This window comes from Halomonas sp. ND22Bw (genome assembly GCF_003011945.1).
GTDB classification, from domain to species: Bacteria; Pseudomonadota; Gammaproteobacteria; order Pseudomonadales; family Halomonadaceae; genus Halomonas; species Halomonas halophila.
Genome location: NZ_PXWD01000967.1, coordinates 1 through 268 on the forward strand (window position 1 = coordinate 1; position 268 = coordinate 268).

The window sequence follows — 268 nt, forward strand, 5'->3', positions numbered from 1 at the left end:
CGTTTACGCGGTTTGGATTTTGGGCGCTTCGGGGACACCCGGAGCGCCCTTTTTCTTTTTCACGAGGCGGGCATGACCCACACCATCTTTATCGACGGCGAGGCCGGCACCACGGGGCTTGAGATCCGCGAGCGGCTTGAAGCGCGCCAGGACCTGGAACTGGTCCTGCTGGGCGAGCGTCGTCGCGATGTGAGTGCGCGGCGCGAGGCCCTGAACGGCGCGGACGCCGTGATCCTGTGCCTGCCAGACGATGCGGCGCGAGAGGCCG

1 pseudogene is annotated in these 268 nt (G+C 66.8%); it reads left to right on the plus strand.

The annotated features are described in order from the left end of the window. Window positions 1–72 precede the first annotated feature (72 nt). Window positions 73–268, plus strand: a pseudogene (locus CVH10_RS21040) (N-acetyl-gamma-glutamyl-phosphate reductase); the annotation flags it as partial.